This is a genomic window from Nonomuraea rubra (assembly GCF_014207985.1).
Classification (GTDB): Bacteria; Actinomycetota; Actinomycetes; order Streptosporangiales; family Streptosporangiaceae; genus Nonomuraea; species Nonomuraea rubra.
Genome location: NZ_JACHMI010000001.1, coordinates 11,158,007 through 11,171,480, shown reverse-complemented (window position 1 = coordinate 11,171,480; position 13,474 = coordinate 11,158,007). Strand labels below are relative to the sequence as shown.

The 13,474-nt window shown below is 72.1% G+C and carries 9 protein-coding genes; 6 read left to right on the top strand and 3 right to left on the bottom strand.

The window, feature by feature from the left end; all coding sequences use genetic code 11:
* Positions 1-2: 2 nt before the first annotated feature.
* Complete coding sequence (locus HD593_RS50910; protein ID WP_185110069.1) at positions 3-1,271, top strand: hypothetical protein; 1,269 nt, start codon at positions 3-5, stop codon at positions 1,269-1,271.
* A 2-nt stretch (positions 1,272-1,273) separates the two neighbouring features.
* Here the strand turns inward: HD593_RS50910 and HD593_RS50905 are convergent, their stop codons facing one another.
* Positions 1,274-2,176: a M23 family metallopeptidase gene (locus HD593_RS50905; protein WP_185110068.1), complete on the bottom strand. Its 903-nt coding sequence runs from the start codon at positions 2,174-2,176 to the stop codon at positions 1,274-1,276.
* 131 nt (positions 2,177-2,307) lie between these two features.
* Between HD593_RS50905 and HD593_RS50900 the strand changes: the two genes are divergently transcribed.
* Together HD593_RS50900 and HD593_RS50895 are read left to right on the top strand one after the other, a co-directional pair.
* Positions 2,308-3,366: a hypothetical protein gene (locus HD593_RS50900; RefSeq protein WP_185110067.1), complete on the top strand. Its 1,059-nt coding sequence runs from the start codon at positions 2,308-2,310 to the stop codon at positions 3,364-3,366.
* A 16-nt stretch (positions 3,367-3,382) separates the two neighbouring features.
* Positions 3,383-4,168, top strand: coding sequence for a hypothetical protein (locus tag HD593_RS50895; RefSeq protein WP_185110066.1), 786 nt, complete (start codon positions 3,383-3,385; stop codon positions 4,166-4,168).
* A 54-nt stretch (positions 4,169-4,222) separates the two neighbouring features.
* On the opposite strand, the gene eccB is transcribed toward HD593_RS50895, so the two are convergent.
* Both eccB and HD593_RS50885 read right to left on the bottom strand, forming a co-directional pair.
* Positions 4,223-5,632 (bottom strand): type VII secretion protein EccB, encoded by a 1,410-nt coding sequence (gene eccB / locus HD593_RS50890; protein WP_185110065.1) that lies wholly within the window; start codon positions 5,630-5,632, stop codon positions 4,223-4,225.
* A 72-nt stretch (positions 5,633-5,704) separates the two neighbouring features.
* Positions 5,705-10,492 carry an FtsK/SpoIIIE domain-containing protein gene (locus HD593_RS50885; protein WP_185110064.1) on the bottom strand — a complete coding sequence of 1,596 codons (4,788 nt, stop codon included), beginning with the start codon at positions 10,490-10,492 and terminating at the stop codon, positions 5,705-5,707.
* 298 nt (positions 10,493-10,790) lie between these two features.
* On the opposite strand from HD593_RS50885, the gene HD593_RS50880 reads away from it, so the two are divergent.
* The 3 genes from HD593_RS50880 to HD593_RS50870 are packed head-to-tail and all read left to right on the top strand — an operon-like array spanning position 10,791 to position 13,472.
* Complete coding sequence (locus HD593_RS50880) at positions 10,791-11,462, top strand: CpaB family protein (RefSeq protein ID WP_185110063.1); 672 nt, start codon at positions 10,791-10,793, stop codon at positions 11,460-11,462.
* Between the two features lies 1 nt (position 11,463).
* Entirely contained in the window at positions 11,464-12,180 is a 717-nt protein-coding gene (locus tag HD593_RS50875; RefSeq protein WP_185110062.1) for a CpaE/TadZ family protein, read from the top strand.
* A complete protein-coding gene (locus HD593_RS50870; RefSeq protein ID WP_185110061.1) occupies positions 12,177-13,472 on the top strand; it encodes a TadA family conjugal transfer-associated ATPase in 1,296 nt (431 codons plus the stop codon). Before HD593_RS50875 ends, HD593_RS50870 begins: the two co-directional genes overlap by 4 nt.
* Positions 13,473-13,474: the final 2 nt, after the last annotated feature.

The following is a 13,474-nucleotide window of genomic DNA, read 5'->3' as shown; positions in this document are numbered from 1 at the left end:
CCATGGCCGACGAGCCCAAGACACAGGACTTCCCGCTCCGCTACGGCGACCAGCCGATCGACACGTCGGTGCGCGAGGCCGGGTTCATGGAGAGCATGTTCCGGGACACGATCGGCGAGATCCGGGACATGATCGACGCGACGGACCCGGCCGCGGTCCAGCTCGCGGGGCTGTACTACCAGGCGGCCGAGCCGCTGCTGAACGAGTTCGCCGCGGACCTCAAGACGAAGGCCGCCGAGCTGGCCGAGCACTACAGGGGGCCCGCGGCGTACCAGACGCAGCTGCAGCTCCGCAGCCTGCACGCCAGCGTGGTGGAGCTGGCCGGCAAGCTCGGCGCGATGGGCAGGTCGCTGAAGCCGTACGGCGACACGCTGCAGTGGGCGCAGGCCAACGTGGTCGAGGAGCGGGGCCGTGACTCCCGCTCCGACAACGACATCGACTGGGCCGACCAGATCCCGTTCTACGGCATCAAGCGCAGCAGCGACCGGGCCACCCAGCACCTGCGGGAGGTCAACGAGCGGATCGCGCAGCACTACGCCGACATGCCGGTGGAGGTGCAGCAGGCGCTGCCGATCGTCGTCGATCCGGAGATGCCGGACTTCAACAACTCCGGGCTGCGCGGGCCTCAGGTCGGCCCCCTGAACACGGGGGACGTCCCCCCTTACCAGAACGCCTCGTTCGACCCCGGCGCGGTCCCTGGCGGCCCGTCCTTCGACGGCTCCTACCCTCCCGGGCAGTACCCCGGCAGCTTCGGCAACGACGGGGTGAACCCCGGCGCCGGCCCGAACGGCCCCGGAGTACCCGGCGATCTGGGCGACAGCGACGCCTACGGCAGTGGCGACCCGTCCGCGCTGGCCAACAGCACCCTCGGCAACCCGCCGGGCGTGCCGTCGGTTCCTTCCGCGCCCTCCGTGCCCTCGCCCGGCTCACCCCGCGACTACGCCTCCACGACCTTGGCGGGTTACGACCCCTCGCAGGTGGGGGTGCCCAACGGCCCGAACACCGCCACCACCTACCCGGGCAGCGGCCCGGGGACGTCCGGCACCGGCTACCCCGGTAACCCGGGCAACCCGGGCACGACCGCGGCGGCGAACGCCGCCTCCGCGGCCGGGCGGGCGGGGTTCGGCGGCATGGGCATGCCGATGATGCACGCCCCCGTCTCCTCCCGCCGCAAGGAGGAGGATCCCGTCGCCGAGAACTCCTCGAACCTCTACGAGGACGACGACGTGTGGGGTGGGCCGGAAGGCACCACCCCGTCCACGCTGGCCTGAGCTCAGTCGCAGTGCTCGAGCGGGCTGTCGTACTTGGCGGAGCCGATGGCTCCGCCCCACTTCACGCAGGTCTTGCGGGCGGTGTCCTTCACCGGGCCCGCGTAGTACTGGTAGCTGCCGGCGTCGGTCTTGCGGGCCTTGCCCTGCACCTGGAGGTACGCCGTCACCGCCGCCTTGCCGGAGCCGCTGTTGCGCAGCGTCGTGACGCAGTTCTGGCCGGTGGCGGCCGAGTAGAGCAGCACCACCTTGCCCGCGGAGCCGAGGTTCTGCGAGTCGATCTGCTTGAAGCCGGAGCCGCAGATCTGCGTGGCGGAGTACGGGTTGCCGCCGCCGCCGTTGCCGGTCTGCGTCTGCGTGCTGCCGCCGCCGCAGTTGCGCGAGGTCAGCGTCTGGTTCGGGTACTTGAAGGTGGCGCCGTTGAACTTGGCGGGCACGATGGTGCCGGACGACGTGCGCTGCTCGTAGTGCAGGTGGGCGATCAGGCTGTACTTGGCGGACGACTTGCCCAGCGTGCCGATCTTCTGGCCCTGGCGCACGGTGGCGCCCTTGGAGACCGAGCGGGCGTTCAGGTGGGCGTACAGGGTCACGGTGCCATCGGAGTGCCTGATCTTGATGACGTTGCCGAAGCCGTCCGTCCGCCGGTACTCCGACATGATGACCGTGCCGGCGCCCGCTGCCACGACCGTCCTGCCGAGGTCGGCGTTGCCGTCGGTCGCGCTGCCGTTGAAGTCGATCTCGTAGCCCGCGGTGTGGGCGGAGCTCTTGCTGCTCCCCACCCAGGTCTCGCCACACGGGAACGGCAGCTGCAGCGTGGAGGCGGCCGTTGCGGCATCCGCCGTGCCCACGCCGGTGAGAGGCGCCACGGCCAAGCCGCACACGCCTGCTATCAGGGTCTTGATCCGCATGCGGAAAGGCTGCCATCACGATCATACACGCGTCTAGATCATTGGCTGATTGTTCACGCAAGAAGTTGATTTCTGTCGATATCGTAGCCAGGACCGCACATAACGCGATTTATGGGCTGGGAGGGGTGTGCATGGCCACCGACACCGGAGGCACCCAGTACGGTGGCGGCCCGCTCGCGGGCGCCACGATCCAGTTCGAGGACGGCCGCATCAAGCAGGTCGGCCAGGACCTGGGCGAACAGGCGCCCAACATGAACGCCATCGCCCAGAACGTCGGCGGCATCCGCGTCGAGCCGCCCGCCTTCGGCGTCATCGGCGTCGGCCTCAACCACGCCCACGACCAGCTCAAGGACAACGCCCACAACACGCTCAAGACGGCCAGGGACGTCCTGTCCGACTACCGTACGGCGCTGACCAAGCTGGAGGAGAACTACCAGAAGGCCGACAAGGACAACGACGGCATCATCAAGACCGACCCCTACACGGGCCCCGGCACCGGGCCCGGCACCGGCCCGGGCATCGACCCGGCCTCGCTCGGCGGCGGCCTGCCCGACTCGAAGCTCCCGGACTCCAAGCTCCCCAGCACCGACCTGCCCGACTCGAAGCTGCCGGACTCCAAGCTGCCCAGCTCCGACCTGCCGAACACGGACGTCCCGGACCCGAACCTGCCCGACCCCAACGTCCCTGACCCCAACCTGCCGGACGCGAACGTGCCGGATCCGAACCTGCCGGACGCGAACGTGCCGAACCCCAACCTGCCGGACCCGAACGCCGCCCTGCCCAACACCCCGTCCCTGGAGGACCAGCTCAACCACAACGTCCCCACCGTCCCCAACACCTCCCTCCCGACCGACCCCACCAAGACCGATCTGGCGAACTTCGACCCCTCGAAGCTGGGCACCATCCCCACCCCCTCCGTCCCGAACACCACCACGCTCGGTCCCGGCCTGTCCCCCGGCGGCCCCACGGGCATCTCGCCCGGCAGCATGCAGCAGCCGGCCGCGGCCGCCCCCGCCTCGGCGCGCGGCATGAACGGCATGGGCATGGCGGGCATGCCCTTCATGCCTCCCATGGGCGGCGCCGGCGGCGACCAGAACAACGAGCGCGACAAGCCCGACTACGTACGCGGCGACGAAGCGGACTGGGTGGACGACATCGACATCGCCCCACCCGTGATCGGCGAGGCCTGAGAGAGACAGGAACCACATGCTCGGCACAGGAAGCGACCGCGGGCAGTTCATCTACGCGGCCACGACGGCGACCGCCGCGGCCGCGATGTTGTACGAGTACCCGATGGCCAGGAACATCGCGCTGATGATCGGCACGATGGTGTCCAACCCGCACAGCATGGAGCTGGCCGCTGAGCGGTGGAGCAGCCCCGAGGGCGGCGGCGAGATGGACTTCGAGGGCATCAAGCAGGCGGTGCGCACCCTGCGCGACGAGTGCAACGAGAAGGAGTGGTGGAAGGGCCCCGCCTGCCAGGCGTTCAACGACTCGATCGACACGCTGCTCACCCAGCTCGACACGGCGGGGCGGTACCACCAGGGCGTCGGCCAGGGCATGGGCAGCATCGCCACCGTCTACCACTGGGCCGCCGAGGTGGCCACGGTGGTGGCCACCGCGATGCTGGCGATCGGCACCTGGAAACTGGTCACCCAGGTCATCCCCGTGGTCGGGGTGCAGATCGGGATCAGGGGCGTGGTCATGGGGGTGCTGGCGTCCCTGGGCGAGGTGATGAGGGGCCTGCTGGGCAAGCAGCTGAAGTCCGTGGCGGTGCTCACCGCCCTCGTGGCCGGCGTCAACTTCATGTGCATGTCGCTGGGCCAGTTCATCGAGCAGAGCCGCCCCCGGCCCGACTTCGCGCCGGCCGCCCTGGAGTACGCCGGCGACGAGTCCACCGGCGTGGGCACCCTGCAGCCCAAGAACGGCGGCCTGCCCACCATGCCCTCCATGCCCACCACCGGCACGGGCGGCATGAGCGCCTTCATCTAAACCGGGCATCCAGACCTGGTCGTCACGCCGGGGCCGCCGGGCAGCCCCGGCGGCTCACTGCGCGGTGACCTGCAGCGGCGAGCGTGCCACCTGCGGGTCCAGCGGCGGTCCCTCGGGCAGCAGGTGAACGAGGTTGCCGGGGATCGGCGCCACGTCCTCGGCGCCGTACCCGAGCTTGTTGATCTGGTCGCCCGACTGGAGCTGGTACCGCCTGCCCTGGTCGCTGATCAGGAAGTACGTCTGGACGAACGCCTTCTGGCCGTCGCCCGGCAGCAGCCCGCCCAGCACCGCCGAGCCCGCCGGCATCAGCACCTGGTCGAAGTGCTCCTGGTCGCCCCGCACGCTGGGCGCGGGGATGGCCATCGTGCCGCCGACCGTCACCTTCGCCTTGGCCGAGCCGTTCTGCGTGTCGGCGTACACCGAGCACAGCGGCGACGACGAGGAGGCGACCGCCTTGGGCAGGCTGGTGGGCATGCCGCCCACGGTGAGGGTGCGGCCGCTGCTCGCGGCGTTGGCCGTGGCCGCGTCCAGCTCCAGCGGCATGGCCGCCTTCCCGCCGTACGCCCGCTTGAGCCCCGGCTCCTCCAGCAGCAGCGAGGCCTGGGTGACGTTCACGGTGGCGAGGCCGTCGGCGAGCAGCACGTACCAGCGGTCGGGGGCGCCGCCGACGCCCTTCACCGTGTAGACGCGCCCGATGGCGGCGGTACGGCCGTCGGGGCCGCGGGTCTTCTTCCCGATGCCGGGGATCCCCGGCGCCTTGAAGTCGGGGCCGGACGGGACGGCGTTGATCCAGGTGGAGGGCACCCTCTTGGGGCGCGCGTCGAGCACCCGGACGCCGGCGTCGCCGGTCTTCATCCGCTGGTCGTTCCAGATCACCCAGTTCTCCTGGCCGTCCGTGACGACCAGCGCGCCGGTGCCGATCGGGGTCCCGCCGACCTGGTTCCCGGCCACGAGCGTCACGTACGGGACCGCCGTGCCCGTCGCGTCAGGCGCCTCGGTCACGCAGACCGACCAGGGGCCCTTGACCAGCTTCTCCCTGGCCGGCAGCGAGTCGGGGGCGCCGGCGATGCCCACGAGCGGCCCGCGCGGGTACTTGGCGAGCGAGGCCGCGGTGACGTTCCTGACCTCGAAGTTGGTGGAGTCGAGCAGCAGCAGCGCGGAGACGTAGTTGGCGACCGGCAGCAGCCGCTTCTGCTCCTGGCTGTAGACGAACTTGGCGCCGGTCTCCTCCTCCACGAGGAGCTGCCCGGCCGCCTCCAGGTTCGTCGCCGCGCCGGGCTTGATCAGCCCCCAGATCCCGAACGCCGCCGTGACCAGCAGCGCGACGATGACCCCGCAGAACATGGCCACGTTGTGCCGTCGCATCGGGGACTCGGGCACGTCCGGCTCCGCCTGCAGCAGTGCCATTCCCAGGCGCTGCTGCATCAGCTTGTGCGCCTGGTAGAGGTCCTTCCGGGTCTGCATCTCTCTCCCCACGTGTCGCAGGCATCAGCATAGAACGCGCACATGGGGGAGTTTCGGTCATCCACCTGAATGTCAGGCGTTGTCCGGCAGGGCCGCCTGAACCTGGGTGATCGTGCCGGTCGTCACCAGGAGGCCGCGCCCGGACGGCCCGCCGCCCGCTCCGCGCGGCAGGCGGATCGAGAACAGGTCGCCGTCCGTCTGCCCCTGCACGGCGAGCAGCACCCCGGTACGGGACTTGCGCGCCTCCGCCACGAACCCGCGGTAGGCCACGGCCAGGTCGCCCGTCGCGCCCGCGATCAGCAGGCCGTGGTCGCCGTCGCGGCCCGTCCGGATCACCTCCTCCAGGGCCGTGCCCAGCGGGCCGTCCGGGTTCACCAGCTCGGCGTCGTCGACCAGCACCACGTAATGCTCGTGCCCGGCCACCAGCTCCTGGAGGTTCGTGGCGTCGCCGTCCAGCACGGCCAGCGCGCCCTCCAGCTCGCGCAGCGGGCTGCGCCTGGGCGCGACGGCCACGACCGGCGTGCCCCGGTCGATCAGCGACCGGGCGGCCGTCACCAGCGCCGACGACCGGCCCGATCGGGACGGCCCCGCGATCACCCCTCCTGGCCCCTGCGCCTGGAGGTCGATGCCGAGCGGCGCGAGCGCGTCCCCACCCGCCCCGATCAGCGCCCACAGCGGCGACGGCGGCACGAAGCCGGGATCGAGGGCCAGCGTCTGGGCGGCGGTGATCCGCATCGGCAACGCATCCACCCGCAACGGCGGCGCCCCACCCCACCGCCACGGGCCCCTGCCCACTCCCAGCGCATGCGAGGGACTGGACCGCCTGCCCCCCGCACTCTCCGAGGCGTGCGCATCCGCGCCCTCCGTCTCGCTGTCGCCGACGGCGGGGGCCGCTTCCGGTGGTGGGTCGGCGGCGGCGGTGCGGGCCAGGGACTGGAGCGCGGCCACCTGGGCCGGGCCCGCCGGGTCGGCGGCCAGCAGGGCGATGTGGTGCTCCACGATCCCGTGCTCGCCCATGGACAGCGCCCGCCCGGCCGGCATGGCGGCGGGCAGCCCCTTGAGCGGGAACCCGGCCAGACCGTAATCCGCGCTGTCGGACAGCCGCAGCAGCAGCCGGTCGTCGAAGACCGTCGAGACCTGCCCGAGCAACCCGGACCGGTCGCTGCTGACCACGGCCCGCAACCCCACCGCGGGCCCTTCCCGCAGGAGCTGCAGCACCGCCTCGATCAGCCGCCCGTAGTCGTAGTTCTCGAACGCCGCGACGAACCCCTCCCAGCGGTCCAGCATGAACACCAGCCACGGCAGCCGATGCCCGGCCTGCCGGTACTCGGCCAGCGACGCGTGCCCGGCCTCGGCCAGGAGCTGCTGCCGCCGGCCGACCTCCGCGCGCAGCCGGGTCAGCAGCCGCTCCACCCGGTCGAGCTGGTCCCGGGTCACCACGGCACCGCAGTGCGGCATGGCCACCAGCGGCAGCAACGCGCCCGACCCGCAGTCCACCGCGTGCAGGTGCACGTCCTCGGGGGAGGCGTGCGCGGCGATCGAGCCCGCGATGGTCCGCAGGACCGTCGATCTCCCGCTGCGGGCCGCCCCGGCGATGAGCAGGTGCCCGCCGTGGGCCACGTCGAGCGCCAGCGGGCACCGGTCCTGCGCCCAGGGCCGGTCCGTGATCCCGAACGGCAGCGGCTCCACCTCGGCGAACCCGTCTCCGGCCGCCGGGGCCTCGTCAGGGAGGTCGAGGACGAGGTGGGTGGGCAGGGGATCCAGCCACGGGCTCGGCTGCGCGGGCACCCCGGCCAGCCTGGCGGCCTCGATGAGGGCATCGGCGACGAGCGTGAGGTCCGTGGTCGTGGACTCCTCCTCGTCCGGCCGCGGAGGCGGCGGCAACGCCTTCCCCAGCGCCCGCCACCCCACATCGAGAACCCGCAAGCTCCCGCCACCCGCCACACCACCGCCGAGCGGGCCGCCGCCACCGGCGACGCCGCCCGGCCCGCCCGTTCCGGCACCGGTCGCGGTGGGGAGGACAGGGCTGCGCCCACCGACCCTGGCCGTCTGTACGGCGACCGCCGCCCCCACTCCCGACCGCACGTAACACCGCCCGGGCGTGGACTTGGAGATGTGCGCCGCGTCCGGCAGGTCGATGACGTCGGCCGACTCGGCGGGCTCGGTCACCCGCAACGCGATCCGCAGCGACGTGTTCGCCTGGATGTCGGCCGTCACCACCCCGGCGGGCCGCTGCGTGGCCAGGATCAGGTGGATCCCCAGCGACCGCCCCCGCCGCGCGATGTCCACGAGCCCCGCCACGAAGTCCGGCAACTCGGCCACCAGCGCCGCGAACTCGTCAATGATCAGCACCAGCCGCGGCATCCCAGGCCCGGTGTAGTCCTCGATGTCCTTGGCCCCGGCGCCCGCCAGCAGCCGCTCCCGCCGCCGGATCTCGGCCGCCAGCGAGTCGAGGGCCCGCTGCGTCAGATGGCCGTCGAGGTCGCTGACCATGCCCACGGTGTGCGGCAGCCGTACGCACTCCTTGAAAGCCGCCCCGCCCTTGTAGTCGATCAGCACGAACGTGAGCTGGTCGGGCCGGTTCGCCACGGCCAGCGAGCAGATCATCGTCTGCAGCAGCTCGGACTTGCCCGCGCCGGTGGTGCCGGCGATCAGCCCGTGCGGGCCGTCGAGCCGGAGGTCCACGGAGAACGGCCCGTCGGGCCCCACCCCGATCAGCGCCTCGGTGCTGCCCTGATCGCCCCACCGGGCGGCCAGCTCCGCCCCGGACGGCACGGTCAGGCCCATCAGGTCGAGCAGGCGGGCCGCGTCGGGGAGGTTCCCGCCGGGGTCGTCCCTGCTCACGTCGCGGATCGGGGCCAGCGCCCTGGCCAGGCGGTCGCACCAGGCGAGGGAGACGAGGTCGCCCAGGAGGGGGCCGATGACGTCGAGGCCGCCGCCGCGCAGGCGGACGAGGCCGTCGGCGCCGCACTCGGCCACGGTCTGGCACTCCTCGGGCAGCAGCCGCTGGTCCTCGTCGATGGCGAGGGTGTACACGCCGCAGCGCGGCCCCTGGCGCAGCACCTGCGGCATGTTCGGCAGGCCGCGCAGCACCTGGGCGCCGTCGAGGATCACCAGCACGTCGTAGGGGCGCACGTCGTAGGAGGAGAACGAGGGCTTCTCCGGCCCGCCGAGGTCGTCCCAGCCGGTGGGGACCTTGCCCAGCTCGGGAATGGTGGTGTTCTGGCGCTCGTCGATGAGGGCGGCCAGCTCCGCGACCCGGTGGGCGGCCGAGTCGGGGTCGGCGCCGACCAGGGCCACGCACTCCTCGCCGGCGCGTGGCGCGCAGTGTGGCAGCCAGCGCATCCAGCCCCACTGCCGCTCGGCGTCGGGGTGCGCGGACACGATCACGATGGCCAGGTCGCGCGGGCTGTGCAGGGTGGCGGCCTGCGCGATCAGCCAGCTCGCCAGGCCGGCCGCGGCCGTGCGGTGCCCTGTCACGCCCGCCACCCCCAGCCGCCGCATGGGCAGCGCGACCGGCACGGAGCGGCAGATCGGCGGGTCGATGCGCCCGCCCTGCTCCTCCGAAAGCTCCAGGCCGGCGGGCAGGTCGGCGAGCCCGACGCGAAGCCGGAGCGCGTCGGCGTCGTGGATCCTGCGCTCCCACAGCCGCCTGCGCGGCCCGGTGGCGGTCAGCAGCACCCGGGCGGGGTCGGGCGCGTCGTCCCTGCGTGCCGCCTCGTCGGCCACGCGGGCGCGCTCCACGTCCGCGTCGTACGCGCGCAGCTTCTCCTGGTGCTCCTTGAGCGCCTTCTTGTGCTGCTTCTTGCCGTGGCGGCGGTCGCTCCACCACTGGCCGATCATGATGACCGGCGTCATGAGCGCGACGAGCAGGTAGAACGGCTGCTTGAGCGCGATCGCCAGGGTGAGACCCAGCACGGCGGGCAGCAGGGCGGCCAGCAACTGCAGGCGCAGCCCCTCGTTCCTGGCCGGCTCCTTCGGCCGGACGAACGTGCGTCGCGGCTCGGGCCGCCGCAGCCTGGGCGGCCGGTTGTAGGCGACCCCGCCTTCCCCGCGGGGTGCCAGGTGGGCGTCCCTGGGCTCGATCGAGGTCAGCACGAAGACCGAGGATCCGCAGGTCAGCACGGCCTGGTCGGGCCACTCGACCGGCTCGGTGAGCGGCTGCCCGTCGAGCTCGGGCACCTCGCCGTAGCCGGCCGCGAGCTCGGCCCGCTCCCGTTCGGCCGTGCGCGCCGTGAGCTCGGCGACCTCCTCGGCCCAGCGTCCCTTGAGCTTGAGCCGGGGCGCGTCGGCGGGCGGCCGCCAGGCCCGCTCCACGGTGATCGCCTCCGGCGTCACGCGTACGGTCACCGCCTCGGGAGCCAGCGCGGGATCGCCCACCGCCACCGCGCACATGGGGTCGGACCCGATGACGTGCACGCCCAGCCCCAGCCGGTGCACCGCCCCGGCGGCGGGACCGCCCACCACCCGCACCTCGGCGACCCCGCCGGGCTCCTCGACGACGGTGGCGCGGGCCAGGTGGGAATCCAGGGTGACCTTGTCGCCGTCGCGCAGCACGGCGGTGACGGGGGCGAGCGGGTCGAGCGGGCGGCCGTCGCGCCACAGCGTGGGCGGCCCCATGTCGGAGCGCTCGGGTCTGCGCGGAGGCGGCACGCGGGGGCCGTCCGGCCCGGACACCCTGGGCACGCCGGTCGCGGACATGCCGTAGGGCGCCCTGGCCTTGGGCAGGCGCACGACCTCGGCCAGCGGGCCCTGGTCGCTGAGCTCCTCGCTGAGCCTTCCCACCGTGGCGCCGTCGTCGCCGTCGATCACGACGTCACGGTCGCCCTGCCCGCCGATCACGGTGAGCATGATCCGCATGGTGCCGTCTCCTCGGTCGACTTCGGGCGCCAAGGTAGCGCCAGGAACGGGGCGGGGCGTGCCGGTTGACGCCAATGGCATGGCCGGGGGATGGATGTGACAGAAGTTAAAACAGGGGCGACTAAACGGATAAATCGGTATCCGTCAACTCGGTAGAAACAATAGGCATTGATTATTTCCGCTTGACATCATGTCACCTGCGAAACAAGCATGGGTCCGCGAATTCCGCCTCCGCCACTCGGATGATCCCCACATAATGGCGTGAATTCCGCAATTCACCTTCGGGAGCCCCCCACCCATGAGGACCAGTGAAAAGCAGCCTGCCGTCAACGCGGCGGCGGGGTTGTCCGGGCCGGCCTCGCGCAAGCTCCCCGTCCCGCCCCGCGAACGCAAGCCGGCGCTGGCCGCGCTGGCCGTCCTGCTCATCCTGGGCGGCGCGCTGGCCACGACCCTGCTCGTGCTGAGCAGCGGCGACCGCGTCTCGGCGATCCGCATCACCCAGCAGGTCGGCGCGGGACAGAAGTTCAGCCCGGACGCGATCGAGGAAGTGAAGATCGCCGACACGGGCGTCGACTTCGTCTCCTGGGCGCAGCGGCAGCAGGTGCTCGACAGCTTCGCGGCCGTCACGATCCTGCCGGGCACGCTGCTCACCGATCAGATGGGCGTGCGGGCCAGCAGCGAGCTGGGGCCGGGAAAGGCCACTGTCGGACTGTCGCTCAAACCCGGCCAAATGCCCGCCGGAGTGCAGCAGGGTGACCGCGTACAGGTGATATTCGTGCCGAGCAGGGCGAGTGAGGGAGAAAGCCGCGTGCTCGCCGCGAACGCGCTCGTCTTCTCTGCCGGAGACAGATCCAGAACGGGAAATTCCGGCCAGATCACCGTGGTCGTCGAGGCCCCGGCGGCGCCCGAGATCGTGGCCGCCGCCTCCAGCGGTCAGGTCGCGGTGGCCGAGCTCCCGGGGGCACGCTGACGTGGCGCTGATCGTACTGGCCGCCGACAAGGGCGCGCCCGGCGTGACCACGGCCGCCACGGCTCTGGCCGCCGTCTGGCCCCGTCCCGTGCTGCTGGCCGAATGCGACCCGGCGGGCGGCGACCTCGCCTACCGGCTGCCCGCCGCGGGCGGCGGCGTGCTCAACCCCGGCAGGGGGCTGCTCACGCTGGGCGCCACCGCGCGGCGCGGCCTGGAGGCCGCGCAGATCCACCAGCACACCCAGAAGATCGTCGGCGGGCTCGACGTGCTGGTCGGGCTCACCCACGGGGAGCAGGCCGTCGGTCTCACCTGGTTGTGGGGCCCGCTCGGCAGGTCGCTGGCCGCCATCCCGAACGCCGACGTGATCGCCGACTGCGGCCGCCTCGGCGCCTACCCGCAGCTCGCCGACCTGGTCGCCGAGTCGGAGCAGGTCGTGCTGCTCACCAGGGCCACCCTCGACCACGTGGCCCACCTGCGCGAGCGCCTCCAGATCACCAAGGCCCACGGCGTCGTCGTCATCGCCGACCCGCGCAACTACCGCGGCTCCATCGAGGACGTACGCAGGATCGTCGGCCCGAGCGTGCAGTTCGTGCACGGCCTGGCGTACGACCCCAAGGGCGCCGAGCTGCTGCGCGGCCAGTGGGGCGGCCGGCTGGACCGCTCGCTGCTCATCCGTACGGCCAGGGACCTGGCGGCGAGGCTGGTGAGCCACAGATGATCGACCACTCGCTCGTCAAGCGCTTCCGCCAGGAGGTCGGCGACCGCCTGGCCCACCAGCGCCGGCTCGACCAGGCCAACGGCCTGCCCCCGATGACCGGGGAGGACGAGCGCCAGTTCGCCAGGGCGCTGATCTCCCAGGTGCTGGAGGAGCACGCGCGCAGCGAGATCGGCCTCGGACGCACGCCGCCCACCGTGGAGGAGGAAGAGGCGCTCGCGGCGGGCATCCACGCGGCGCTGTTCGGGGTGGGCCGGCTGCAGCCGCTGCTCGACGACGGCGAGGTCGAGAACATCGACATCAACGGCTGCGACAGGGTGTTCGTGAGCTACGCCGACGGCCAGGAGCTGATGCACGACCCGGTCGCCGACTCCGACGACGAGCTGATCGAGCTGATCCAGATCCTGGCGGCGTACTCGGGGCTGTCGAGCAGGCCGTTCGACACCGCCAACCCGCAGCTCGACCTGCGCCTGCCCGACGGCTCCCGGCTGAGCGCGGTCATGGACGTCACGGTCAGGCCGGCCGTGTCGATCCGCCGCGCCCGCCTGGGCAAGGTCTTCATGTCCGATCTCGTGGGCAACGGCACGATAAGTCAGGACATCGGGAGGTTCCTCAAGGCGGCGGTCGCGGCCCGCAAGAACATCATGATCGCCGGGTCCACCAACGCGGGCAAGACCACCCTGCTGCGGGCCCTGGCCAACGAGATCCCGCCCGCCGAACGCCTCATCACCGTCGAACGCGCCCTCGAACTCGGCCTCGACCAGTTCCCCGAGCTGCACCCCAACGTCGTCGCCTTCGAGCAGCGCCTGCCCAACTCCGAGGGCCAGGGCGAGATCTCCATGGCCGAGCTCGTCCGCCGCTCGCTGCGCATGAACCCCAGCCGCGTCATCGTCGGCGAGGTGCTCGGCGACGAGATCGTCACCATGCTCAACGCGATGACCCAGGGCAACGACGGCTCCCTGTCGACCATCCACGCCAACTCCAGCATGGAGGTCTTCAACCGCATCTCCACCTACGCCCTGCAAGCGAGCGAGCGCCTGCCCATCGACGCCACCCACATGCTCATCGCCGGCGCCATCGACTTCGTGGTCTTCATCGAGAAGCGCAACGACTACCACGTGGGCGGCCGCCTGCGCCGCTACGTCTCCAGCATCCGCGAGGTCAACGGCTGCGACGGCCGCGTGCTGTCCAGCGAGGTGTTCGTGCCGGGCCCCGACGGCAGCGGCGTCCCGCACGCCCCGATCTCCTGCCTGGAGGAGCTCGCCGCCCACGGTTACACCCCCGGAGGCTGGTGAGG

Excerpts from the sequence above, each read along its gene's own strand:
- HD593_RS50910 (WP_185110069.1), top strand. The coding sequence starts at position 3 with ATGGCCGACGAGCCCAAGACACAGGACTTCCCGCTCCGCTACGGCGAC.
- HD593_RS50905 (WP_185110068.1), bottom strand. The coding sequence starts at position 2,176 with ATGCGGATCAAGACCCTGATAGCAGGCGTGTGCGGCTTGGCCGTGGCG.
- HD593_RS50900 (WP_185110067.1), top strand. The coding sequence starts at position 2,308 with ATGGCCACCGACACCGGAGGCACCCAGTACGGTGGCGGCCCGCTCGCG.
- HD593_RS50895 (WP_185110066.1), top strand. The coding sequence starts at position 3,383 with ATGCTCGGCACAGGAAGCGACCGCGGGCAGTTCATCTACGCGGCCACG.
- eccB (WP_185110065.1), bottom strand. The coding sequence starts at position 5,632 with ATGCAGACCCGGAAGGACCTCTACCAGGCGCACAAGCTGATGCAGCAG.
- HD593_RS50885 (WP_185110064.1), bottom strand. The coding sequence starts at position 10,492 with ATGCGGATCATGCTCACCGTGATCGGCGGGCAGGGCGACCGTGACGTC.
- HD593_RS50880 (WP_185110063.1), top strand. The coding sequence starts at position 10,791 with ATGAGGACCAGTGAAAAGCAGCCTGCCGTCAACGCGGCGGCGGGGTTG.
- HD593_RS50870 (WP_185110061.1), top strand. The coding sequence starts at position 12,177 with ATGATCGACCACTCGCTCGTCAAGCGCTTCCGCCAGGAGGTCGGCGAC.